This window comes from Lacinutrix sp. 5H-3-7-4 (assembly GCF_000211855.2).
Classification (GTDB): domain Bacteria; phylum Bacteroidota; class Bacteroidia; order Flavobacteriales; family Flavobacteriaceae; genus Lacinutrix.
The window spans coordinates 269,206-292,837 of sequence record NC_015638.1; the positions used below are offsets into that span (position 1 = coordinate 269,206).

Genomic DNA, 23,632 nt, shown 5'->3' on the forward strand with positions numbered 1-23,632 from the left:
AGTTACTTATCTTTGCAAAATAATTGCGATTGATGAAAAATTCCCTTTTTATAATTCTATTTTTTTATGTCTTGTTTGCAAGTTCACAAAACATAACTGTAGATAGCCAAACCTATACACCTCAACAACTTGTAGAGGATATTTTAATAGATAGTGATTGTATTTCTAACGTACAAGTTACAAATACAGTTGGTGGCGATTTTAATAATACAGACCAAAGTTATGGCTATTTTGATGCTACAGGCACAACATTTCCTTTTCAATCTGGAATTGTATTAAGCACAGGTAGATTAAATAACGTACCTGGACCTAATAATTCTTTAAGTGATGACGATGCTCCAAACTGGCAAGGCGATCAAGATTTAGAAATAGCTTTACAAGAATCTAATACATTAAATGCTACTATAATAGAATTTGATTTCACATCTGTAGCAAACCAAATTAGTTTCCGTTATATTTTTGCTTCAGAAGAATACCAAGAAGGAAATTCTAGTACTTGCCAATATTCAGATTTATTTGGTTTTTTAATTAAACCTGCTAGTGCTCCTACTTCAGATTATGAAAACATTGCCTTAGTTCCTAATACACAAACTCCTGTTAAAGTAACTACTGTACATCCAGAAATTCCAGGAAGTTGTGATGCTATTAACGAAATATATTTCGATACATTTAATGATAATGTCTCTCCTATAAATTTTAATGGTCAAACAGCTGTACTTACTGCAACCGCACAAACAGTTCCTAACCAAAGTTACCATGTAAAGCTAGTAATTGCAGATGAGCAAAATTACCGTTATGATTCTGCTGTATTTTTAGAAGCAGGAAGTTTTGAACTAAGTACAAATTTAGGTACAGACAGACTTTTAGCAACAAATAATCCGCTTTGTGGTAACGAAACATTAGAATTAAACGCAACTCAAGTAAATGCAACCAGTTACCAATGGTTTCAAGATGGCAATATATTATTAACAGAAACAAACCCTACTTATACAATAACAGAATCTGGAACGTATAGTGTAGAAGTTAGCGTAAATAATACTTGCGTGTCTTTTGGTGAAATTGTTGCAGAATATGCTACGCCACCAAATGTAGCAAACACTACTTTATTTGAGTGTGACTTTAATCAAGATGGCTTTACAACATATAATTTATATAATGCTGCAGATACAGTAACTATGAATGATCCAAATATTGGAATCACCGATTTTTATCTAAGTATTACCGATGCCGAAATGCAAACTAATGCTATTACAAATGCTACAAGTTTTAATAATACTAGTATAATGCAAACCGTTTATGCTTCTGTAATAAACCAAAATACAAATTGTACAGCTATAGCTGAAGTTATTTTAGATATTTCAACCAACACAATAACTTTAGAACCTTTTGATACTTGTGACGATGGAATTGTTGATGGTTTTACCAGTTTCGATTTAGATGAATTAAGGTTACAAATTCAACCTAATGTTCCTGCAAATGCTACCATAACATTTTATACAACTATTGAAGATGCTTTTGCTGAAACAAATAGCATTAATGGAAACTTTGAAAACACAATACAAGATACTCAAGATATATTTGTAAAAGTTATTACAGATACTAACCAGTGTTATGCGGTTTCTAATATTACATTAAATGTACTTTTTACTCCACAGTTACTGCCAGACGAATCGGTTTTATACTGTTTAAACAGCTTTCCTGAAACCATTACTTTAAATGGAGGTATTACTAACGATTTACCTAACAATCACTATTACCAATGGTTGCTAAATGGTGTAGACACTGTTGTTAACACTAGCTTTATAGAAGTTAATGAACTAGGTGTTTATACTGTAATTGTTACAGACCCAAACGGCTGCTCTAACTCAAGAGAAATTACTGTTGTTCCTTCTAGCGAACCTATTATTGAAGATGTTGTTTTTACAGAATTAACATCAAACAATACAGCAACTGTAATAGTTTCTGGAGATGCTACATATGAATATGCTATAGATGATGAATTTGGTTTTTATCAAAACAGTAATACGTTTTCAAATTTAGAACCTGGCTTGCATACTATTTATGTTCGTGATGTAACTAATTGTGGTGAAGCTTCTATTAGTTTTTCAATTTTAGGCTTCCCTCAATATTTTACACCAAATGGAGATACAGTAAACGAAACCTGGAAACCTATTGGTGTAAACAACGACTTTAATACCAATTTAAATATTTTAATCTTTAATCGTTATGGTAAATTACTAGCTAACGTAAACCCTATTATTGGCTGGAATGGAACTTTTAATGGTTTAAATCTACCTAGTGATGACTATTGGTATGTAATAAATCACCCTAATGGTAATCAATACAAAGGCCATTTTGCGCTAGTTCGTTAAATACTAACTAACTTTATAATAAAAATTAAACTAAAAGAGGCAAAATGCTTTAACCTTCCTTTAAATAAATAACTGCTTAATATTCTGTAATTTTGCAGTATGAAATTCAAAATACAATCAGAGTTTAGTCCAACTGGTGATCAGCCAGCTGCAATAAAGCAATTGGTAGACGGTATAAATGCCAACGAGAAATACCAAACTTTGCTTGGTGTTACAGGTTCTGGAAAAACATTTACTGTTGCTAAGTTTGTAGAAAGTGTAAAAAAACCAACCTTAGTCTTGGCCCATAACAAAACGCTTGCAGCTCAATTATATAGTGAGTTTAAACAATTTTTTCCAGAAAATGCTGTTGAGTATTTTGTATCTTATTATGATTATTATCAACCTGAAGCTTACATACCAACATCTGGTGTTTATATAGAAAAAGATTTATCTATTAACGAAGAGATTGAGAAAATGCGTTTAAGTACAACGTCTTCCCTGCTTTCTGGTAGGCGTGATGTTTTAGTTGTTGCTTCAGTCTCATGCTTATATGGTATTGGTAATCCTATAGAATTTCAAAAAAATGTAATTACTATAAAACGTGATCAGGAAATTTCACGTACAAAGCTTTTACATCAATTAGTACAAAGTTTATATTCTCGTACCGAAGCTGATTTTAAACATGGTAATTTTAGAATAAAAGGTGATACTGTAGATATCTTTCCTAGTTATGCAGACGATGCTTTTAGAGTACATTTTTTTGGAGATGAAATTGAAATGATTGAGCAATTTAATATTCAAACCAATGAAGTTATTGATGAGTATGACCGCTTAAACATATATCCTGCAAACATGTTTGTAACATCACCAGATGTTTTGCAAGGCGCTATTAAAGAAATTCAAGATGATTTAGTTAAGCAACACGATTATTTTAAAGACATAGGCAAACACCTTGAGGCCAAACGTTTAAAGGAACGCACAGAGTTTGATTTAGAAATGATTAGAGAACTTGGCTATTGCTCTGGTATCGAAAATTATTCAAGATATTTAGATGGTAGATTACCCGGTACAAGACCCTTTTGTTTATTAGATTATTTTCCGGACGATTATTTAATGGTTGTAGACGAAAGTCACGTAACAGTGTCTCAAGTACACGCCATGTACGGTGGTGATAGAAGCAGAAAAGAAAATTTAGTAGAATATGGCTTTAGATTACCTGCTGCAATGGACAACAGGCCATTAAAGTTTGAGGAATTTGAAGCTTTACAAAATCAAGTCCTTTATGTTAGTGCTACGCCAGCAGATTATGAGCTTCAAAAAACAGATGGTGTTTATGTTGAACAGGTTATTAGGCCAACAGGATTATTAGATCCTATTATTGAAGTAAGACCTAGTTTAAACCAAATTGATGATTTAATTGAAGAAATACAGGTACGTGTAGAAAAAGATGAACGTACTTTAGTTACTACTTTAACCAAAAGAATGGCTGAAGAATTAACCAAATATTTAAGCCGTATAGATATTCGTGTACGCTATATACATAGTGATGTAGACACTTTAGAGCGTGTTGAAATTATGCAAGATTTACGTAAAGGTATTTTTGATGTATTAGTTGGTGTTAACCTTTTACGTGAAGGTTTAGATTTACCAGAAGTTTCTTTAGTTGCAATTCTAGATGCAGATAAAGAAGGTTTTTTACGCTCTAATCGTTCGTTAACACAAACTGTTGGTCGTGCAGCCAGACACTTAAATGGTAAAGCTATTATGTATGCAGATAAAATTACTAAAAGCATGCAATCAACCATTGATGAAACCGAATATAGGCGTGCTAAACAAATAAAGTACAATACAGATAATAACCTTACTCCTAAAGCGCTTAATAAAAGTTTAGACAATGTTTTATCTAAAAACTCTGTAAGTACTTATAGTTACGAATTAGAAGCTGCACGAGCTGCAGAACCTGAAAGCGAATACTTAACTAAAGCAGAATTAGAAAAGAAAATTAGAGAAAAAAGAAAACTAATGGAAAAAGCTGCAAAAGCTTTAGACTTTATTATCGCAGCTCAATTACGTGACGAAATAAAAGTATACCAAGGAAAATTAGAAGAATTAAAAGCTTAAATATGGCGTTAAAAAATGTACCAATTGTAGTTAAACAAGAATGTAATACTACAGTAGAAAAACTATGGGAGGCAATTACAAATCCAGAGTTAATGCGCCAGTGGTATTTTAATAACATTCCAGATTTTAAAGCCAAGGTTGGATTTTCAACAAAATTTATAGTAAAAACCAATACTCGAGTTTTTCCGCATATATGGAAAGTAACAGAAGTTGTACCTTTAAAAAAGTTAAGTTATAACTGGAACTTTGAAGGCTATAAAGGCAGCTCTATTTCTACTTTTGAAATACATAGTATCAATAACAAACCAGTTTTAACACTTACCGCTATAGTTCTTGATAAGTTTCCAGAAGATATTCCAGAATTTAAAAGAGAAAGTGGATTATCGGGATGGAATTATTTAATAAAAGAAAGCCTAGTTGCGTTTTTAAAAAAGTAAATATTACTTAATTATATTGTACTTTAAATATATCAATAAGTACTTCTGCTGGAACCATCATATCTGGAAAACCTTCCATTAAATACAGTACGCGTGTTATAGACTCATGGTTTAAGCCCATTCTAAGGCCATAATTATAAAGTTTAGCAACTTCTTCTTGAGTGCGTTCTTGGTCTATATGCATTAATAAAACCAAACGGTGAAATTGCACAATACGCTCACTGTGAGATTTTAAATGTATAGAATTTATAGGATGTTCTATTAAATAATCAAAATCCTCTCTTGAAATTTCGAGTTGTTTTGCGACACCTAATAGAAAATTGTATTCTATTGTCTTTAATTCGGTATCCGATTTAGCAAAAGCAATCATTTCTGATAACAAGCTTAATTTTTCGACTCTATTAGGCATTACATGTAGCATTAAATTATACTTTATAAAGTTATGAATAATTAGTAATTTATAATCGTTGAAAGTGCGTAGCTTATCGAAAAACAAGTCGTTTTACATCGGTTTTTGTATTAATTTAGTCCGATTTTTAAAAAGTTAAACTTTTAATAATCAATTTATTTGTTGATTTTCAATAGAATTTAAACCAACAAAAAACAAAACACAAAATACTGATAAACAATAAGTTGAAACAAGTGCCGTTCATTTTTATATAAGTGTTTATATTATGGCAGTAGTTAATTTTTTATTATTTAATTATTAAATATTACAAAACGCAGATTTTAAAAATAAACAGAGAAAAGTTACTCAATTTTACATTTAAATTCTATAAAAAGATTATAACTAAGAAAATGAATAATATTTGAGATAATTAATTTATTTTTGATGCTTATTAGAGAATTTTCTTTTTTATTGACAAAGCGTAATTTTTACGAGTTGTTAAATTTCAAATTATGACAAACAACGATATATTTAAAAAACTAAGAGTCGCTCACAAACTTCGTGATGATGATATTATTAAAATTTTAATGTTAGTAGATTTTAGGGTTACTAAAAGTGAGCTTAGTGCTTTTTTTAGACGAGAAGATCACCCTAATTATGTAGAATGTGGCGATCAAATATTAAGAAACTTTTTAAATGGTTTAATTATTCATCTTCGCGGTCCAATGCCAAAAAAGGAAGATAAGCCAAAAGCAGTAAAAACTGACAATAAGAAAAGGTTTGATAATAAAAAGAATTTTAATAAACCTAGAGATAAAAAAAAGAGCAACGATTAAGTTGCTCTTTTTTTTATATAAATATTTTAGCTTATGCTAAAACAGTTTGTACTTTATCTGCTGCTTCTTGAAATTCTGTAGCACTCATTACATCTAATCCAGAACTATCAATTAGTTCTTTTGCGATATCTGCATTAGTACCTTGTAAACGTACAATAATTGGAACGTTTATAGCGTCACCCATATTCTTGTATGCATCTACAACTCCTTGTGCTACACGATCACAACGTACAATACCACCAAAAATGTTTATTAAAATTGCTTTTACAGCTGGATCTTTTAATATAATTCTAAAAGCTGCTTCAACACGTTTAGCATCTGCAGTACCACCAACGTCTAAAAAGTTTGCAGGTTCTCCACCAGCTTGTTTAATTAAATCCATTGTTGCCATTGCTAAACCAGCACCATTTACCATACACCCAACGTTACCGTCAAGATCTACATAGTTAAGTCCTAATTCACCAGCTTCAACTTCAATTGGGCTTTCTTCACGTATGTCACGTAACTCGGCTAAATCTTTATGTCTGTATAATGCATTAGCGTCTAAAGTTACTTTAGCATCTACTGCCATTATTTTATCGTCACTTGTTTTTAAAACAGGATTGATTTCAAATAAAGAAGAATCAGATTTTACGTAAGCTGTATATAAAGACGTTACAAATTTTGTCATGTCTTTAAATGCTGCTCCAGATAAACCTAAGTTAAAAGCAACTTTACGTGCTTGAAATGGTAAAATTCCAGTTGCAGGATCTATTTCTTCAGTAAAAATTAAATGTGGCGTTTCTTCTGCTACAGTTTCAATATCCATTCCACCTTCTGTAGAATACATAATCATATTACGTCCAGTTCCTCTATTTAAAAGTACAGACATGTAATATTCTTCTGGCTCAGAATCTCCTGGATAGTAAACATCTTCTGCTACTAAAACTTGGTGTACACGCTTACCTTCTGCAGAAGTTTGAGGTGTCACTAAATCCATACCAATAATATCATTAGCGATAGATTTTACTTCGTCTAAGTTTTTAGCAAGCTTTACGCCACCACCTTTTCCACGACCACCGGCGTGAACTTGAGCTTTAATTACGTGCCATCCTGTTCCGGTATCTTCTGTTAGCTTTTTAGCTGCAGTTACAGCTTCATCAGCGTTTTGTGCAACTATACCGCGTTGGATACGTACGCCAAAGCTGCTTAATAATTCTTTTCCTTGATATTCGTGTAAATTCATCTTTAAATAGATTATTTGTTATTTCCGCGAAGACGGAAATCTATAAAATTAAATTTTTGATTGTAATAAATTCCGAAGAACTATTATGCAACAAAAGTAAATAACCTTAGGCGTTTTACCAATATTTTTTATTAATGATTTTAATTGATTTAATTTTATAATTATGTTGCTATTACAATTATGTAGTTTTATTTAATTTTTTAAGCTTTTTATTACAGAAAAGGCTTTATCTACTAAATGGTCTTCTACTAATATTGTAAACTCGTTTGTTGTAGAAATCACTTCGTATAATGTTACATTTTCCCAAGCTAAACGTTTAAACATTTGGTAGTACAAACCAGCTATTTTAGAGTTTCCTCTTGGTAAATTTATACTTATGGCAGATAGTTTATCTTGTAACCCAATTAGTGTTTCGTTATTAAAAATTTTTAATATAGCATCTTTCTCTACACTAGAAATAATGATATTGCTTTCTAAAATACCACGAGTAAAACCATAAAATATATGGTGATTTGTATTTATTTTTTCTAATATTTTTGAGTGACTATTTATTAATGTTTTTGAGTTTTGAAATGTAAAATCACTAAGGTTTGAACGTACGGTTATATCTCCTAAATTTTTAAATACCTTTTTTAACTGTATAGAGTTATCTACATTAATTGGTTGATTGTAACGTCTTAACGCCATCATTATCGCTCCATTTTTTATAGGTTTACGTAGCATTTTTGAGATGGTATCGTTTAAGTCTTCTGCTAAAGCAGAATAATTAATAATATTACGAGAAAGTGCTTCTTCTAAAAAAGGACTAGAAATTATAATATCTTCTACACAAGAGGCGATAGTTTTCATTTTGTTAAATATTTAACATTATGTGCAAAAATAGATAAAATTTTCCATTTTTAAGTTTTAGAAGGTTTTTCCTTTTAGTTTTGCTTTATTATTAGACTTATAATTAAAGAAAATGAAACAAAACACCTTATTACAAATTGCTAAAGATTTTGAAAGTCCAGTATATGTTTACGACTCTCAAACTATAACAAACCAGTACAAACGTTTAACTTCTGCTTTTAATAAGGTTAAAAATGTTAAAATAAACTATGCTGTAAAAGCATTGTCTAATATTTCTATTTTAAAATTAATGCGATCGCTTGGAGCTGGTTTAGATACTGTATCTATTCAAGAAGTACAATTAGGCTTAGCTGCTGGTTTTAAAGCAGAAGATATAATTTTTACTCCTAACGGTGTCTCACTTTTAGAAATTGAAACAGTGGCTAAACTTGGGTGCCAAATTAATATAGATAACTTATCTATACTTGAGCAATTTGGTACTAAACATCCAAAAATTCCTGTTTGTATTCGTATTAATCCTCATGTTATGGCTGGCGGAAATACTAATATTTCTGTAGGACATATTGATAGTAAATTTGGTATTTCTATTCACCAAATACCACATATACTACGTATTGTAGAAAATACAAACATGACTATTAATGGTATTCACATGCATACAGGAAGTGATATTTTAGATATAGATGTATTTTTATATGCTAGTGAAATACTTTTTGAAACGGCTAAGAATTTTAAAAACTTAGAGTTTATAGATTTTGGTTCTGGCTTTAAAGTACCTTATAAAACAGGAGATATTGAAACTAATATTGAAGAGTTTGGAGACAAACTTTCGGCAAGATTTAATACCTTTTGTAAAAACTATGGTAAAGCACTAACACTTGCCTTTGAACCTGGTAAATTTTTAGTTAGTGAAGCTGGACAATTTTTAGCTAAAGTAAATGTAGTAAAACAAACTACCTCAACAGTTTTTGCTCAAGTAGATTCTGGTTTTAATCATTTAATTAGACCTATGCTTTATGGCTCTCAACATGAAATAGAAAATATTTCTAACCCTAATGGTAGAGAACGTTTTTACAGTGTTGTTGGTTATATATGCGAGACAGATACTTTTGCTAACAATAGGCGTATTGCCGAAATAAGAGAAAACGACATTTTAGCTTTTAAAAATGCTGGAGCTTATTGCTACTCTATGGCAAGTAATTATAATTCACGTTATCGTCCCGCTGAAGTTTTATGGCACAATGGTGAAGCACACTTAATTAGAAAACGTGAAACCTTTGATGATATTTTACGTAACCAAATAGAGATTGATTTAAAACCTAAAAAGGTTAAAGTTTAGAAAGAAACACTTATAACAACAAAAACGCTTCTAGAAATTAGAAGCGTTTTTTTATTAAGCTAAAAAATAATGCCCTTGTTTTTATTAAAAAAAAGTTTTTTTTGCGATTTTTTACATAAATTGTACAAGCATCTTTAAATTATGCACTTATATCCTATTTTTTAATATGCCCAAAAACGCACAAAAAAATATAATTTCTAATGAATTTCAAGACGAACAATTCATAGATAAAATACAACATTCACTTGCAGTTGGTTCTTGGGAAGTTAACCTAAAAACTAATACTTTAAAATGGAGTGAGGTAACCAAAAAAATTCATGAAGTTGATAGCGATTATATACCTACTCTAGATACCGGAATCAATTTTTATAAAGAAGGTAAACATAGAGAACATATTACTACACTTTTTAACAACGCTGTTGAAAATTGTGAAGGATTTGATGATGAATTTATAATTATAACTGTAAATGGAAATGAAAAATGGGTAAGATCTATTGGTTACCCTATATTAGAAGATAACAAATGCGTGTTGGTTAGAGGCGTTTTTCAAGATATAACCGAAAAAACCCAGAAAAATATAGAGATTACGTATAAAGAGAATTTATTTAGATCCTTCTTTGAATATTCTCTTACTGGATTAGCCATTGTAGGTTTAAAAGGCCAATGGCTAAAAGTAAATAAAAGCACATCTAATATATTAGGTTATACAGAAGCTGAATTTTTAGAAACTAATTTTATGTCTATAACTCATGAAGAGGATAAACATATTGGTTTTAAAGAGGTAAAACTTATGGTAAATAATGAGCTTGACAATTTTCAAGCAGATAAAAGATATATCCATAAAGACGGTAGCACAGTACATTGCCAAATTTCGGTATCTATCGTAAGGGACGACAATAATAAACCTTTACATTTTATTACCAACATCAACAATATATCTAAATCTAAAAAAGCTAAAGCAGAAATAAAAAACTTACTAGCAATCTCTTCAAAACAAAATGAGCGCTTATTAAATTTTGCACATATCGTGTCGCATAATTTAAGATCTCATGCTGGTAATTTAGATATGCTTATAGGTTTAAAAAAAGAAGATTATCCAGAAAGCACTAATAATGAATACTTTCCTCATATAGAAAAAGCTGTAAAAAATTTAAATGAAACGATATCAAACTTGAATGAGGTTGCAATTCAAAATATAATTGAAATAGAGAATTTAAAGTCTATAAATTTATTGCAGTTTACTACAAACGCAATTAGTAATATAAAAGCATTACGTATCGCCAATAATGCTAACATTGAAGTTTTTATTGACGAAAAAACATCTGTAAAAGCTATACCTGCTTATTTAGATAGTATTTTAATTAACTTACTAACTAATGCCATTAAGTACAAAAGCCCAGATAGAGATCCAGAGATAGAATTAACTGTAAAACAAATTGACACCTATATGGTTTTAGAAATTGCAGATAATGGTATGGGAATAGATTTAGATAGACATGGTAAAAAACTATTTGGCATGTATAACGTTTTTCATAAAAACAAAGATGCAAAAGGCATAGGATTATTTATCTCAAAAAATCAAATTGAATCTATTGGCGGTAAAATTGAAGTAGAAAGTACAGTTGGACAAGGCACAAAATTTAAACTCTTTTTTAAATATGAATAGTGTTCAATTAACTTGTTTAATAGATGATGATCCAATCTATATTTTTGCTCTAAAAAAGTTGTTTAAAAATCTTAATTTTAGTGAAGGCTTTATTGTTTACAATAATGGTGAGGATGCTATTAACGGTTTAATTGAAATTACTAACAACGGCAAACCTTTTCCAAATCTTATTTTACTAGATATTAATATGCCTATTATGGATGGGTGGCAATTTCTTGATGATTATATAAATACAAGTTTAAATAAAAATACACCTATTTACATTACTAGTTCTTCAATTAAAGAAAGTGACTTGAAAAAAGCTAAAAAAAACACATTAGTAAGACATTATATAAATAAACCTTTAACTAAAGAAACTGTTTCTTTTATAAAAAAAGATTTAGAACAAGTTTAGTTATGCGTACTGTAGAACGTAAGTCCGTTATTATCTAAATCATAAAATGCAAATTCTACAGTTTCCCAATTTGTTTTTCTTAAAGTTGTTTTATCACTTATAATACCACGAAACTTATATTCTTCGTAAAGGTTTTCTATATGTTCTGTAACTATACGTAACATTGGTGTATTGAAACCTATCTCCCATTCTTTTTCATCATGCCATTGTAAATGTATTTCTACACCATCACGAGTTATACCTGCATACTTTGGGTTTTTAGAATCATCTGCAAATGCTATTTTAAAACCTAATTTTTTTACATAAAATGTTAATGCTTCTACTACATTTTTAACTGGTAAAATGGGATGTATTTGATGCAATATTGGTTTTGGCATTATTTAATCTTTTATTTCGTTTATATTATTAATTGTTGAAGTTCCATATTTATCGAAAAGATAAATTAAGCTTGTCATGGTTGCTGCTCCTAATTCTAACTCCCTTTTATTAACAGCATCAAAAGTATCGTTTGCAGCATGGTGATGATCAAAATAACGTTGTGAATCTGGACGTAATCCTGCTAAAACTATATTATCATTTTTTAATGGGCCAATATCTGCGCCACTATATCCTTTTTCAAAATAATGAATTAAATAAGGTTTAAATAATGGCTCCCAACTTAATACTTTATTTAAGTTAGCTTCACTACAATCAAAACTAAAACCTCTTGGTGTAAAACCACCAGAGTCGCTCTCTAAAGCAAACACATGATTTTCGTTTTTACGTTTTGCTTCTTCAGCATATTTTTTACCACCGCGTAATCCATTTTCTTCATTCATAAACAAAACAACTCTAATAGTTCGTTTTGGTTTTACACCACTTTCTTTTAACAAACGTAATACATCCATAGATTGTACAACTCCTGCGCCATCATCATGAGAACCGTCGCCCAAATCCCAAGAATCTAAGTGACCACCAACTACCATATACTCGTTTGGAAATTCGCTTCCTGTAATTTCTCCTATTACGTTATAGGACAAAACATCTTCAAACTGTTTACAATTTTGTTTAAAATAAAATTCTAGATTTTTATCATTTTTTAAAGCTTTAGATAAAATATTTGCATCGTTTGTACTTATTGCTGCACTTGGTATGCGTTGGTTATTTGGTAAGTCTAGATAACCCATACTACCTGTGTGCGGAAAATTATCTTCTCGTAAATTTAAAGATCTTACAATTACACCAAGCGCTCCTAATTTACCTGCTTCGTATGCTCCTGCATAGCGTTGTTTTGAACAACCTCCATAGGCTTCGAATGTATTTATTAACTCTGGATTCATTGCGCCATTAAAAAATACAATTTTACCTTTTACACTTGTTCCTAATTTAGCTAATTCTTCAAAGCTTTTTACTTCTACGACTTTAGCTTTTAATCCTGTTTTGGGAGTTGCAACAGATCCTCCTAAAGCACAAATATTTACATTTATTTGTTTTCCTAAAGTTGTAAAATAACCAACTTCTTTTTCTCCACGTTCCCATTTTGGTACCATAACTTCTTGAAGCCATACTTTATCTAAACCTAATTTTTCTAATTCGGCTTTTGTGTATTGCACGGCTTTTTCTGCATTTACAGAACCAGATAGCCTACCGCCTATTTGGTTTGATAAATGGTCTAACCAGTGGTAAGATTTACCGTTTGTTAGTGATTGACTGTAAATAGTTTTTAGGGTTTCTTTATCGTTTTGTGAGAACACGTTAACTGATAAAAATAGTGCTGCGAAAATAAGTTTTAGTTTCATATTGTGTGCGTTAGCGATTGTAATGGCATCCTTTTTTTTGCTGCCGTATATGGCAAAAAAAAGATATAATGAAAAGCGCGACCTTTTGGTAACGCCCTAATGTTATTCGTTATTTAATTGTTGGCGGTATAAATCTATATTTGCTTTAGTTTTAGCATCTAATTCTGGCTCTTTAATATTGTTATACTTATTTAGTGTTTCGTACAAAATTGTAGCTACTGCTAATCGTGCTGAGGGTTTATTATCTGCTGGAATATTAAACCAAGGTGCATGTGCTTTAGAGGTTCTATTTATAGCGTCCTGGTAACAAAACATATAATCATCCCATAGTTTACGTTCTTTTAAATCACCTGCTGAAAATTTCCAGTTTTTTTCTTTTAAATCTAAACGACGTAATAATCTATTTTTTTGTTCTTTTTTAGATAAGTTCATAAAAAACTTAAATATTATGGTGCCATTTTCTACTAAATGCTTTTCGAAGTTGTTTATCTGCTCAAAACGTTTATCCCAAAATGCTTCATTTACATCTTCTACAGTATTAATATCTGGTAAATTTTCTCCTAATATATAATTTGGATGAACACGTGTTACTAATACATTTTCATAGTGCGTGCGATTGTGAACTCCAAATTTTCCGCGAGCAGGTAATGCTATGTAATGCCTCCATAAATAATCGTGCTTTAATTCTAAACTGGTTGGTACTTTAAAGCTCATTACTTCAACTCCACGTGCATTAAAATCTTTAAAAACCTCACGTATTAAACTGTCTTTACCAGAGGTGTCCATACCTTGTAAACATACCAAAACGGAATATTTACCATGCGCATATAGCGTATCCTGAAGTTTCCCTAATTTTTTACGTACTTTTTTTAATTTATCTTTTACCTCATCATCACTTTCTTCTAAATCTAAAATTGTAGGTAGATTAGATAGTTTTATTTTTGATGTGATTATATGGTCTTTTATGTTAATGTCTTTCATAAATTATTTATTAAGTTTAAATATACGCAATGCGTTTTGTTAATAAAAGTAATAATAATTTTAAGCTTTATTAATTGCTTTGCTTTTACAAGATTTTTAAGTATAAAAAAACCAATCTATTTTTATGAGATTGGTTTTTATAATAAATTTTATATGTTATTACTTGCTTGCAAATAACTTTACATCTTGCTCGCTAACTTCTACTCCACCCAAAATTATTAAACGTTCTACCACGTTACGTAGCTCACGTATGTTTCCTGTCCAGTCGTATTCTTGCAATAATTTTATAGCTTTTTCTGAAAAACTTTTTTGAGCTGTACCTTGCTCTGCAGAAATCTTTTTTGCAAAATGATTGATTAGTAATGGTATATCTCCTCGCCTGTCGTTTAATGCTGGAACTTTTACTAAAATAACGGCTAGTCTATGATATAAGTCTTCTCTAAACTTACCGTCTTCAATTTCTTTTTTAAGGTTTTTATTTGTTGCTGCAACTACACGAACATCTACTTTAATATCTTTGTCACTACCAACACGTTGTATACGGCTTTCTTGTAATGCTCGTAATACTTTTGCTTGAGCAGATAGACTCATGTCTCCTATTTCATCTAAAAAAATGGTACCTCCGTTTGCGGCTTCAAATTTTCCTGCTCTATCTTTTGCTGCACTAGTAAACGCACCTTTTACATGGCCAAATAACTCACTCTCTATAAGCTCACTAGGTATTGCTGCGCAGTTTACTTCTATCATTGGGCCTTTTGCTCGCTCACTTTTTTGGTGTAACCAGTGTGCGACTAATTCTTTTCCTGTTCCATTGGGTCCTGTAATTAATACACGTGCATCTGTTGGAGCTACTTTATCTATAATACTTTTAATTTGAGATATGGCTTCGCTTTCTCCTACCATTTCATACTTTTTGCTAACTTTCTTTTTTAAGATTTTGTTTTCTACAAAAAGCTCTTTTCTATCTAAAGCATTACGTACTGTATTTAGCAATCTGTTTAAATCTGGTGGTTTTGATATATAATCAAAAGCACCTAACCTCATAGTATTAACTGCTGTATCTAAATCGCCGTGTCCAGATATCATTACCATTGGGATTTCTGGTTTAATTTTTCTAACTGCTTCAAGCACTTCAACACCATCCATTTTTGGCATTTTAATGTCGCACAATACTAAATCGTAATCGTCCTTTTTTATCTTTTCTATACCAACTAAACCGTCTTCGGCTTCTTCGACTGCATATTTATCGTTTTCTTCGGTTAAAATTTTAACTAAAACCCTTCTTATTGCAGCTTCGTCTTCTATTACTAATATTTTTGGCATTATATCTTGAATTTTATTCCACTTCTAAAATATAGAGTGTTTACGTTATCTAATTTAAATACTTCTTCTCTGTCACTATCTCTTAATCTATTGTTCATGCTTAAAGTATAGCCTGTATAAGCATACCACAAAAGGTTTTTAGTAAAACAGTACTCGTAACCCAAACCTGTAACAATAACAGATAATGAAATATTATCTGCTTGTTGATCATTTACCAATAATGGACCTTGAATATTAGCAAAATAGCCATCTATACTTGTGTAAAGTTGCACGATATTTTTTTCGTTAAAAAAGTATTTAACGTTTGTTTTTGGTATACCTAGGTTAAAAGACCAATGTTTATTTACACGTCTGTAATAACTTACAAATGGTAATGGTAATGGTATTCCTGCTGTACTATTATATGTTAAACCTACTATTAATCTATAAGGTTTTTTAGCAGATTCGTCTTTTGTACGATCGTTTACAGCATATACACCACCATTTAAAAAAATATCATCTCCACCTATTTTCTCTCTTAAAGTAGAAGCTATTCTTGGTGCTATTTTAGCTCCTAACCTCCATTTTTCACTTACTTTAAATGTGTATGCTAAATTAAAATCTATTATATGTAATTGACTTAAATTATTAGTTTCAAATGGATAATGATCTTCTATATCAAAATCTATATTACTATATTCTCCACCTATAATTAAATAACTATCATTTTTTAACTCTATTGGATAATTTAAAAGCGTTCTAAACCTTTTAAAACTATCTTCAGAATTTCCTTTTGGAATATAGGAATATTCAATTCTAGCTAGGTCTGTGAGCTGAGCAGAAACGGGTTGAAAAGAAATAATAATTAATATAGTTAATAATAGTTTTAGACAATTTTCTTTTAGCATAAATTATTTTTTTGTGTTAAAATGTTTTAAATTAATTTTTTGGTTTTCGTTTTGAATAATATGTATATCCCGTTGCGGAAATGGTATACTTATATTGTTTTCTCTAAAAAGTTTATCTATAGCAAAACGCACTTCGCTTTTTGGTATTCTTGAATTAAAACTATCTTCTATAGTAAATGCTACTCTAAAATCTAATGAGCTTTCTCCAAAATTCATAAACACAACACTTGGTGGTGGATTTTTAAATATTAATTCTGAAGATTTTGCGGCATCTAAAAGTAGTTTTTTTACTAATTCTACATCACTTCCATACGCTACGCCAACATCTACACTTTCTCGTGTAGAAGAACCATTTTGTGTCCAATTATACAAACTATTTGTGAGGTACAGGTGATTTGGAATGATTAAGACCTTATTATCTATCGTTACAGCTCTTGTGGTTCTTAATTTAATTTCTTCAACACGACCAACTTTACCTTCAATCTCAATTATATCTCCAACATGAACCGATTGATCTACTAAAATAAACACACCTGAAATAATATCTTGAAATAATGTTTGAAGTGCTAAACCAATACCTATTAAAAGTGCTGCCGAAGCTGCAAAAACTGCTGTAACATCTATACCAATTGAGTCTATGGCTATTAAAAAAACAATTGCATATACGAGCCATCTTGCAAAAGAAAACACTGTATTAAATTTAGACTTATCATCGTCTGGCATTTTACGTGTTAAAAGCGACCTTACCCAACGTAACAAATAGGTAGTCACCATTAAAATTAATATAACTAATAGAATATATTTTACTTTTAAAAAGCCTGTTTCTGCTCCATCTTCACCAGTAAAAGTGTATATTTTATAGTTTAAAAACTCAACAAATTTTTCCCATAGAGAACTTTCAACAATAACGTCTCCAACTTTCTCTACTTCTTTTTCTATTTTATCTGTTACTTTTTCCTGCATTTTAATACTTAATCCATTTTAAAAGTTCTTTATAACTTGGCTTTTTACCATACATTAAAATACCTACACGATAAATTTTAGCTGCAAACCATACGGTAAACATAAATGTACCAATTAATAATGCTAACGATAATATTTGTTGCCATATTGGAACACCAAACGGTATACGCATAAGCATAACTACTGGTGATGTAAAAGGTATAAACGAAAAAACGGTAGATACGGTTCCATGAGGATCTTCAATTACTGTAAACATACCAACATATACCGCTAAAATTAATGGCATTAATATTGGCAACATAAACTGTTGTGTATCTGTCTCATTATCTACTGCTGCTCCAATTGCTGCATAAAGTGAACTGTATAATAAATAACCACATATAAAAAATAGTATAAAGGCTATAATAAGGTTTGTTATTGGTAAGTTGTAAAACGATTGCATAACACTTTGAACCTTCATATTAATATCTGGGTTCTCTATAGCTTGTTGTAAAATTTCTTGTTGCGGTGTTTGTACTGCGGCTACATCTATACCAAATATTGCAGATACAGCAGTAAGCATAACACCTCCAAGAATAATCCAGATCACAAACTGAGTGATACCTGCAAGCGAAGTTCCTATAATTTTACCAAGCATAAGTTGTATAGGTTTTACTGAAGATATTATAACTTCTATTATTCTACTTGTTTTTTCTTCTATTACAGAGCGCATAATCATATTACCATAAATAATTATAAACATGAATAGTAAGTAACCTGCAACGCCACCAAAACCAAGTTTCATAAAACTATCTATTTTAGAGGTTTTCTCACCTGTATAATTTTCTTGATTAATATCTATGCGTATTCTTGAAGCTTCAATTAAAGCAACATTTGCTCCTTTTTGCTCTAAATTTAAATCGGTTAAGCGTTTTTCTATTTTATTCTCAATCTCTGAAATCACAGACAGAGATGGTGAATCGTCTGAGTAAAACTCTATCCCATTTTCTGCACTTTCTATATTTTCAAATTTTGCAATGTGTAGTAAACCATAATAATCTTGTTCTGCTGCAATTGTTTTAGCATTGTCTAACGATAAATGCTCTAGTTTAGTATATTTTGTATTGTTTGTATTTTCAAAAATTTGCTGTACTTTTCCAGAGTCATCTAAAATAGCTATAGTTCTTTCTTTACTATTATTTAATTGTGATAAATAGGCTACAACGGTTATTAATACAATCATAATTAGCGGACTTAAAATAGTCATTACTAAAAATGATTTATTTCTAACTTTAGTTAAATACTCGCGTTTTATTATTAATGATAAATGATTCATAGCTACTAATTATTCTTTACTGTTTGAATAAATATGTCGTTTGCACTTGGTATTACTTCTACAAAATGAGACAACTCACCTTTTGTAGTTAAATAACTTAATAGTTGATTTGCCGTTTCTTTTTCTGAAAGTTTAATGTTAAGTTTCAATTCATTATTTAACGATTTAAATTCTGCTGGAGAAACAATAAATTTTTCAGAAAGTGTTTGTTGTAATTCTAAAGGATTTTCTGCATTTATACCAATTTCAAATGTATTGGTTTTATACTCGCGTTTTATGGCATTTAAATTACCATCTAAAACCTTATTAGATTTATGAATTAAAGCAATATGATCACATAACTCTTCTACAGATTCCATACGGTGTGTAGAAAAAATCACTGTAGCTCCTTCATCACGTAATCTTAAAATTTGATCTTTTATAATATTGGCATTAATTGGGTCAAAGCCCGAAAAAGGCTCATCAAAAATCAATAATTTAGGTTCATGTAATACAGTAACAACAAACTGTATTTTTTGAGCCATACCTTTAGATAGTTCTTGAATTTTTTTATTCCACCAATCTCCTATTTCTAATCTCTCAAACCAATCTAACAATCTTTTTTTAGCTACTGCTTTGTCCATACCTTTTAGCTGCGCTAGGTATAAGGCTTGTTCTCCTACCTTCATAGACTTATATAAACCGCGCTCTTCTGGTAAATAACCAATGTTTTGTATATGATGCCTTTTTAAAGGCTCGCCATCTAACAAAACATGTCCTGTATCTGGTATAGTTATTTGATTTATAATTCTAATTAATGTGGTTTTTCCAGCACCATTTGGTCCTAGTAATCCAAATATGCTACCTTTTGGTACTGCAATAGAAACATTATTTAATGCTTTAAAATTTCCGAAACTTTTAGAAACCGAGTGTGCTTCTAATAAATTGTTCATAAGTATGTTTTGGCTGTTAGTAGCGTAAATATAGAAAATGTAACACGAGAAGCTTTACTGTTTAGAAATAATTTAACGCTGTATATAATAATTATTTAACACTTTAATAAAAACAAAAGCTTCTAAAAAAAACAAAACCCACCCTTAGTAAACTAAGGATGGGAAAAAATTGCTATGAAAAAGAAAAATTACCACTAGCTTTAACTAGTGATAAACCAAATATAACATTTTTTAACTAACTTTAACTTAAAAGCATTAATAAGTTAGTTTTTTAACAAAAAAAATCCGCGAATTGTTCGCGGATTTTATTATAGTAATCTTTTATAAAGCTTAAGAGAACATGTCTTTTACTTTTTCAAAAAATGATTTATCAGATTTTTCTGGTTTTGGTGAAAAATGATCATCATCTTTCATGTTTTCAAAAAATTCTTTTTGTTGTTTACTTAATGTTTTAGGTGTCCAAACATTTACGTGTACTAGTAAATCTCCTTTACCGTAACCGTTTATACTTGGAATTCCTTTTCCGCGTAAGCGTAAAATTTTACCAGATTGTAAACCTGCTTCAATTTTTATTCTCACTTTTCCAGAAACAGTATCTATTTCTTTAGATGTTCCTAAAACAGCATCACTAATGCTTACATATAAATCATAGTGTAAATTATCTCCTTCACGCTGTAATGTTTCGTGATCTAGTTCTTCAATCGCTACTAAAAGGTCTCCTGCTATACCATTTCCTGGAGCATCATTACCTTTACCAGACACCTTTAGTTGCATACCATCTACAACGCCTGCAGGAATTTTTACTGCAATTGTTTCTTCTTTAGTAACTAAACCTTGCGCATCTGCTTCGGCTGGTTTTTTATCTATAATTTGACCAGAACCACCACATGTTGTACATGGTGATGCTGTTTGCATACGGCCTAAAATTGTATTAGTAACACGTGTAACTTGACCAGAGCCATTACAGGTTGTACAGGTTTTATAAGTAGTACCTTTTGCTTGTATTTTACGTTTTACTTTTATTTTTTTCTCTACACCATTAGCAATTTCTTCAAGTGTAAGCTTAACACGAATACGTAGATTACTTCCTTTTACTCGACGTTGTTGTTGGCCTCCACCAAAACCGCCGCCAAAGCCAGAAAAACCGCCACCTCCAAAAATGTCACCAAATTGGCTAAATATATCGTCCATATTCATGCCGCCGCCGCCAAAACCGCCGCCACCTTCAAAGGCTTGATGACCAAATTGGTCATAACGTGCTTTTTTGTTTTCGTCACTTAAAACCTCATATGCTTCGGCTGCTTCTTTAAATTTAGCCTCGGCTGTAGAGTCGTCTGGATTTTTATCTGGGTGAAACTCAATAGCTTTTTTACGGTAAGCTTTTTTTATCTCACTTGCTGTTGCGTTTTTACTTAATCCTAATATTTCGTAATAATCTTTTTTTGCCATCTTGTTTTACTATTAGCGCACGGTTTTCACCGCTGGCTATAAATATTTAAATTATTGTCCGATAACTACTTTTGGGAAACGTATAACTGTTTCTCCTAAAATGTAGCCTTTTTCAACTACGTCTATAATTTTTCCTTTTAAATCTTCACTAGGTGCTGGTACCTGAGTGATTGCTTGGTGAACTTCAGAATCGAAAGTATCTCCTTGCTTAACTTCCATTGCTGCTAAACCTTTTTGACCTAACGTATTTAAAAGTTTTTGGTAGATTAAAACAACTCCTTTTCTTAATTCTTCGGCCTCTTTATCTTCTTCAATATGCATTAAAGCTCGCTCAAAATCATCAAGAACAGGTAGCATAGACACCATGACATCTTTACTTGCTGTTTTAAATAATTCTATACGCTCTTTAGATGTTCTTTTTTTATAATTTTCAAATTCTGCAAATAAGCGCAGAAATTTATCTTTTTCTTGACCTAACTCTTCTTGTAATTTCTCTTCTACTGTTAACTCTGGAGTTTCTACAGTTTCTGTTTGAGTTTCGCTATTTTGTTGGTCTTCTATCTCTTCTTGTTTTTCTTTCTTTTTGCTCATTTTGTATTTCTTATTTTAAACACAGTTAAAAGGTTGGCAAAAGTACTGCCAATATTATAAAAATGCCATAATGTCACTACTTTTTTTTAAGAAAAATTTAAGTATATACCATGGAATCTTTTTTATATTTGTGGCTAACCATTAATTAAAATAAAGATGAAAAAACAAGTATTAAATATTTTTGCAATTATTGCTTTAGGAGCGGCTGTTGTAGGATGTAAAAATGATAAAAAAACAGAAACAACTGAAGCTAAAGAGGTAGAAACTGTAATGGCCGAGGAAACTTTTAAAGCTATACCAGCAGAATCTATGGTTTCTTGGGAAGCAAACAAAATTGTTGGCGGACATACAGGAACTATACATTTAAGTAATGGCGTGGCTAAAGTAAAAGGAGACCAATTAGTTGGTGGTAATTTTATTTTTGATATTTCTACTTTAAAAAATACAGATATTGAAAAGGAAGAAGGGAGAACAAGTCTTGAAGGTCACTTAAAAAGTGCTGACTTTTTTGATGCTGAAAAATTCCCCAATGCTGCTTTTGAAATTACTAGCGTTGATGGTAATAATGTAAGTGGTAACTTAATGATGAAAGGTATTAAAAAGAATGTTACTGTACCTGTAAATGTTGATATTAACGGAGATTCAATGACTATTACTAGTGATGAGTTTACTATTGATAGAACAGAATGGGACATTAAATACAACTCTGGTAAGTTTGCAGAGAACTTAGGAGATAAAATGATTAAAGATAATGTAAGATTAAAAATATCTGTTAAAGCTAACAAAGCTTAATTAGATTTATATCATATTATTTAAAAGGTCACATTTAATAATGTGGCCTTTTTTTATATACATTTATAATAAGTCTTTTAATGCAGCATTTAAATTAGAATATTTAAAATCAAAACCACTAGTTTCTATTTTTTTAGAACTTACTCGCTGACTTTCAAAAAGTATTATGTGCATTTCTCCTAATGCTAATTTCATTGCAAATTTTGGAATACTAGGCAATATTAAAGGCTTGCTTACTTGTTTAGCAATAGCCTTTGTAATTGCTTTATTTGTTTCGGCATTTGGAGCGACACCATTATAAACACCTTCGAGATTATGCTCTATAATATGTAAAAAAATGGCAGCAAGATCATTTAAATGAATCCAAGACATCCATTGTTTTCCACTTCCCATAACTGCTCCTGCTCCATATTTAATTGGTTTTGCTATTTGCGGAAATGCACCACCTTTACTTGAAAAAACAACGCCTATTCTTACTTTTGAAACAATAATATTTAAAGTTTTAAAAGTATCTACAGCTTGCTCCCAAACTTCAACTACTTGACCCAAAAAAGAGGTGTTTACTTTTTTGGCGTCTTCTGTATAATAGTTAGTTAAAGAATCTGGATAATAACCAATTGCACTTGCAGATACAATTTGCTTTATTTTATTAGGATAGTTTTTTACCGTTTCGTGTAATAATGCTGTGGTTTCTAAACGACTATCTAATATTGCTTGTTTGTGAGTCTTTGTCCAACGTTTAGAAATACTTGCTCCAACTAAATGAATTATAACATCTACATTTTCTAAACATTTAGAATCTATAATTGCTTCCTTTGGGTTCCAATAAAACCCTTTATAATTATCGCTGTTCTCTATTTTAGACTTACTTGTTGTTAAATAACTTACTCCAATCCCGGCATTAAGACATTGTTTTACAATTTCATGACCAACCAAACCTGTAGCTCCAGTAATAAGTACTCGCATAGTTTTTTTTATTTTTAAAGTACAAATTATACTTTAACTTTATAGT

At 30.6% G+C, this 23,632-nt stretch carries 22 protein-coding genes; 8 read left to right on the forward strand and 14 right to left on the reverse strand.

What is annotated here, in order from left to right; translation table 11 throughout:
* Positions 1–32 precede the first annotated feature (32 nt).
* The 3 genes from LACAL_RS01225 (at position 33) to LACAL_RS01235 (ending at position 4,912) form a co-directional block, all read left to right on the forward strand.
* The gene (locus tag LACAL_RS01225) at positions 33–2,372 is read left to right on the forward strand and encodes a choice-of-anchor L domain-containing protein (protein WP_013868873.1); all 2,340 of its coding nucleotides are present in this window, start codon (positions 33–35) and stop codon (positions 2,370–2,372) included.
* Between the two features lie 99 nt (positions 2,373–2,471).
* A complete protein-coding gene (gene uvrB, locus LACAL_RS01230; protein WP_013868874.1) occupies positions 2,472–4,475 on the forward strand; it encodes an excinuclease ABC subunit UvrB in 2,004 nt (667 codons plus the stop codon).
* 2 nt (positions 4,476–4,477) lie between these two features.
* On the forward strand, positions 4,478–4,912 hold the full coding sequence (locus LACAL_RS01235; protein ID WP_013868875.1) for an SRPBCC domain-containing protein: 435 nt from the start codon (positions 4,478–4,480) through the stop codon (positions 4,910–4,912).
* A 7-nt stretch (positions 4,913–4,919) separates the two neighbouring features.
* On the opposite strand, the gene LACAL_RS01240 is transcribed toward LACAL_RS01235, so the two are convergent.
* Positions 4,920–5,333, reverse strand: coding sequence for a hypothetical protein (locus tag LACAL_RS01240; RefSeq protein WP_013868876.1), 414 nt, complete (start codon positions 5,331–5,333; stop codon positions 4,920–4,922).
* A gap of 479 nt (positions 5,334–5,812) precedes the next feature.
* Between LACAL_RS01240 and LACAL_RS01245 the strand changes: the two genes are divergently transcribed.
* Positions 5,813–6,136, forward strand: coding sequence for a DUF1456 family protein (locus tag LACAL_RS01245; RefSeq protein ID WP_013868877.1), 324 nt, complete (start codon positions 5,813–5,815; stop codon positions 6,134–6,136).
* A gap of 31 nt (positions 6,137–6,167) precedes the next feature.
* On the opposite strand, the gene sucC is transcribed toward LACAL_RS01245, so the two are convergent.
* On the reverse strand, positions 6,168–7,361 hold the full coding sequence (gene sucC, locus LACAL_RS01250; protein ID WP_013868878.1) for an ADP-forming succinate--CoA ligase subunit beta: 1,194 nt from the start codon (positions 7,359–7,361) through the stop codon (positions 6,168–6,170).
* 192 nt (positions 7,362–7,553) lie between these two features.
* A complete protein-coding gene (locus LACAL_RS01255) occupies positions 7,554–8,210 on the reverse strand; it encodes a hypothetical protein (protein ID WP_013868879.1) in 657 nt (218 codons plus the stop codon).
* A gap of 112 nt (positions 8,211–8,322) precedes the next feature.
* Between LACAL_RS01255 and lysA the strand changes: the two genes are divergently transcribed.
* The 3 genes from lysA (at position 8,323) to LACAL_RS01270 (ending at position 11,609) form a co-directional block, all read left to right on the forward strand.
* Positions 8,323–9,549 carry a diaminopimelate decarboxylase gene (gene lysA, locus LACAL_RS01260; RefSeq protein ID WP_013868880.1) on the forward strand — a complete coding sequence of 409 codons (1,227 nt, stop codon included), beginning with the start codon at positions 8,323–8,325 and terminating at the stop codon, positions 9,547–9,549.
* A gap of 166 nt (positions 9,550–9,715) precedes the next feature.
* Positions 9,716–11,215, forward strand: a complete 1,500-nt coding sequence (locus LACAL_RS01265) for a PAS domain S-box protein (protein ID WP_013868881.1) — start codon at positions 9,716–9,718, stop codon at positions 11,213–11,215.
* Positions 11,208–11,609 carry a two-component system response regulator gene (locus LACAL_RS01270; protein WP_013868882.1) on the forward strand — a complete coding sequence of 134 codons (402 nt, stop codon included), beginning with the start codon at positions 11,208–11,210 and terminating at the stop codon, positions 11,607–11,609. Before LACAL_RS01265 ends, LACAL_RS01270 begins: the two co-directional genes overlap by 8 nt.
* Here the strand turns inward: LACAL_RS01270 and LACAL_RS01275 are convergent.
* From LACAL_RS01275 to LACAL_RS01320, 10 genes are all read right to left on the reverse strand, one after another.
* Positions 11,606–11,986 (reverse strand): glyoxalase/bleomycin resistance/extradiol dioxygenase family protein, encoded by a 381-nt coding sequence (locus LACAL_RS01275; protein ID WP_013868883.1) that lies wholly within the window; start codon positions 11,984–11,986, stop codon positions 11,606–11,608. The genes LACAL_RS01270 and LACAL_RS01275 overlap by 4 nt on opposite strands.
* A 3-nt stretch (positions 11,987–11,989) precedes the next feature.
* Positions 11,990–13,387, reverse strand: a complete 1,398-nt coding sequence (locus LACAL_RS01280) for a M20/M25/M40 family metallo-hydrolase (protein ID WP_013868884.1) — start codon at positions 13,385–13,387, stop codon at positions 11,990–11,992.
* 102 nt (positions 13,388–13,489) lie between these two features.
* Complete coding sequence (locus LACAL_RS01285) at positions 13,490–14,368, reverse strand: PPK2 family polyphosphate kinase (RefSeq protein WP_013868885.1); 879 nt, start codon at positions 14,366–14,368, stop codon at positions 13,490–13,492.
* A 159-nt stretch (positions 14,369–14,527) separates the two neighbouring features.
* Entirely contained in the window at positions 14,528–15,691 is a 1,164-nt protein-coding gene (locus LACAL_RS01290; protein WP_013868886.1) for a sigma-54 dependent transcriptional regulator, read from the reverse strand.
* Entirely contained in the window at positions 15,691–16,578 is an 888-nt protein-coding gene (locus LACAL_RS01295; protein WP_013868887.1) for a DUF6268 family outer membrane beta-barrel protein, read from the reverse strand. The genes LACAL_RS01290 and LACAL_RS01295 overlap by 1 nt, the downstream gene beginning before the upstream one ends.
* Before the next feature lie 3 nt (positions 16,579–16,581).
* Entirely contained in the window at positions 16,582–17,541 is a 960-nt protein-coding gene (locus tag LACAL_RS01300; protein ID WP_013868888.1) for a mechanosensitive ion channel family protein, read from the reverse strand.
* A gap of 1 nt (position 17,542) precedes the next feature.
* On the reverse strand, positions 17,543–18,856 hold the full coding sequence (locus LACAL_RS01305; protein ID WP_013868889.1) for an ABC transporter permease: 1,314 nt from the start codon (positions 18,854–18,856) through the stop codon (positions 17,543–17,545).
* 5 nt (positions 18,857–18,861) lie between these two features.
* On the reverse strand, positions 18,862–19,788 hold the full coding sequence (locus LACAL_RS01310) for an ABC transporter ATP-binding protein (RefSeq protein WP_013868890.1): 927 nt from the start codon (positions 19,786–19,788) through the stop codon (positions 18,862–18,864).
* Positions 19,789–20,118: 330 nt separating this feature from the next.
* Positions 20,119–21,237 (reverse strand): molecular chaperone DnaJ, encoded by a 1,119-nt coding sequence (dnaJ, locus tag LACAL_RS01315; RefSeq protein ID WP_013868891.1) that lies wholly within the window; start codon positions 21,235–21,237, stop codon positions 20,119–20,121.
* 51 nt (positions 21,238–21,288) lie between these two features.
* A complete protein-coding gene (locus LACAL_RS01320) occupies positions 21,289–21,828 on the reverse strand; it encodes a nucleotide exchange factor GrpE (RefSeq protein ID WP_013868892.1) in 540 nt (179 codons plus the stop codon).
* Between the two features lie 156 nt (positions 21,829–21,984).
* Between LACAL_RS01320 and LACAL_RS01325 the strand changes: the two genes are divergently transcribed.
* Complete coding sequence (locus LACAL_RS01325) at positions 21,985–22,620, forward strand: YceI family protein (RefSeq protein ID WP_013868893.1); 636 nt, start codon at positions 21,985–21,987, stop codon at positions 22,618–22,620.
* Between the two features lie 63 nt (positions 22,621–22,683).
* Here LACAL_RS01325 and LACAL_RS01330 read toward each other — a convergent pair whose 3' ends face one another.
* A complete protein-coding gene (locus LACAL_RS01330) occupies positions 22,684–23,586 on the reverse strand; it encodes a TIGR01777 family oxidoreductase (RefSeq protein ID WP_013868894.1) in 903 nt (300 codons plus the stop codon).
* Positions 23,587–23,632: the final 46 nt, after the last annotated feature.

What these genes read in the sequence shown, in the direction of transcription:
- LACAL_RS01225 (WP_013868873.1), top strand. Translation starts at nt 33, where the DNA reads ATGAAAAATTCCCTTTTTATAATTCTATTTTTTTATGTCTTGTTTGCA.
- uvrB (WP_013868874.1), top strand. Translation starts at nt 2,472, where the DNA reads ATGAAATTCAAAATACAATCAGAGTTTAGTCCAACTGGTGATCAGCCA.
- LACAL_RS01235 (WP_013868875.1), top strand. Translation starts at nt 4,478, where the DNA reads ATGGCGTTAAAAAATGTACCAATTGTAGTTAAACAAGAATGTAATACT.
- LACAL_RS01240 (WP_013868876.1), bottom strand. Translation starts at nt 5,333, where the DNA reads ATGCTACATGTAATGCCTAATAGAGTCGAAAAATTAAGCTTGTTATCA.
- LACAL_RS01245 (WP_013868877.1), top strand. Translation starts at nt 5,813, where the DNA reads ATGACAAACAACGATATATTTAAAAAACTAAGAGTCGCTCACAAACTT.
- sucC (WP_013868878.1), bottom strand. Translation starts at nt 7,361, where the DNA reads ATGAATTTACACGAATATCAAGGAAAAGAATTATTAAGCAGCTTTGGC.
- LACAL_RS01255 (WP_013868879.1), bottom strand. Translation starts at nt 8,210, where the DNA reads ATGAAAACTATCGCCTCTTGTGTAGAAGATATTATAATTTCTAGTCCT.
- lysA (WP_013868880.1), top strand. Translation starts at nt 8,323, where the DNA reads ATGAAACAAAACACCTTATTACAAATTGCTAAAGATTTTGAAAGTCCA.
- LACAL_RS01265 (WP_013868881.1), top strand. Translation starts at nt 9,716, where the DNA reads ATGCCCAAAAACGCACAAAAAAATATAATTTCTAATGAATTTCAAGAC.
- LACAL_RS01270 (WP_013868882.1), top strand. Translation starts at nt 11,208, where the DNA reads ATGAATAGTGTTCAATTAACTTGTTTAATAGATGATGATCCAATCTAT.
- LACAL_RS01275 (WP_013868883.1), bottom strand. Translation starts at nt 11,986, where the DNA reads ATGCCAAAACCAATATTGCATCAAATACATCCCATTTTACCAGTTAAA.
- LACAL_RS01280 (WP_013868884.1), bottom strand. Translation starts at nt 13,387, where the DNA reads ATGAAACTAAAACTTATTTTCGCAGCACTATTTTTATCAGTTAACGTG.
- LACAL_RS01285 (WP_013868885.1), bottom strand. Translation starts at nt 14,368, where the DNA reads ATGAAAGACATTAACATAAAAGACCATATAATCACATCAAAAATAAAA.
- LACAL_RS01290 (WP_013868886.1), bottom strand. Translation starts at nt 15,691, where the DNA reads ATGCCAAAAATATTAGTAATAGAAGACGAAGCTGCAATAAGAAGGGTT.
- LACAL_RS01295 (WP_013868887.1), bottom strand. Translation starts at nt 16,578, where the DNA reads ATGCTAAAAGAAAATTGTCTAAAACTATTATTAACTATATTAATTATT.
- LACAL_RS01300 (WP_013868888.1), bottom strand. Translation starts at nt 17,541, where the DNA reads ATGCAGGAAAAAGTAACAGATAAAATAGAAAAAGAAGTAGAGAAAGTT.
- LACAL_RS01305 (WP_013868889.1), bottom strand. Translation starts at nt 18,856, where the DNA reads ATGAATCATTTATCATTAATAATAAAACGCGAGTATTTAACTAAAGTT.
- LACAL_RS01310 (WP_013868890.1), bottom strand. Translation starts at nt 19,788, where the DNA reads ATGAACAATTTATTAGAAGCACACTCGGTTTCTAAAAGTTTCGGAAAT.
- dnaJ (WP_013868891.1), bottom strand. Translation starts at nt 21,237, where the DNA reads ATGGCAAAAAAAGATTATTACGAAATATTAGGATTAAGTAAAAACGCA.
- LACAL_RS01320 (WP_013868892.1), bottom strand. Translation starts at nt 21,828, where the DNA reads ATGAGCAAAAAGAAAGAAAAACAAGAAGAGATAGAAGACCAACAAAAT.
- LACAL_RS01325 (WP_013868893.1), top strand. Translation starts at nt 21,985, where the DNA reads ATGAAAAAACAAGTATTAAATATTTTTGCAATTATTGCTTTAGGAGCG.
- LACAL_RS01330 (WP_013868894.1), bottom strand. Translation starts at nt 23,586, where the DNA reads ATGCGAGTACTTATTACTGGAGCTACAGGTTTGGTTGGTCATGAAATT.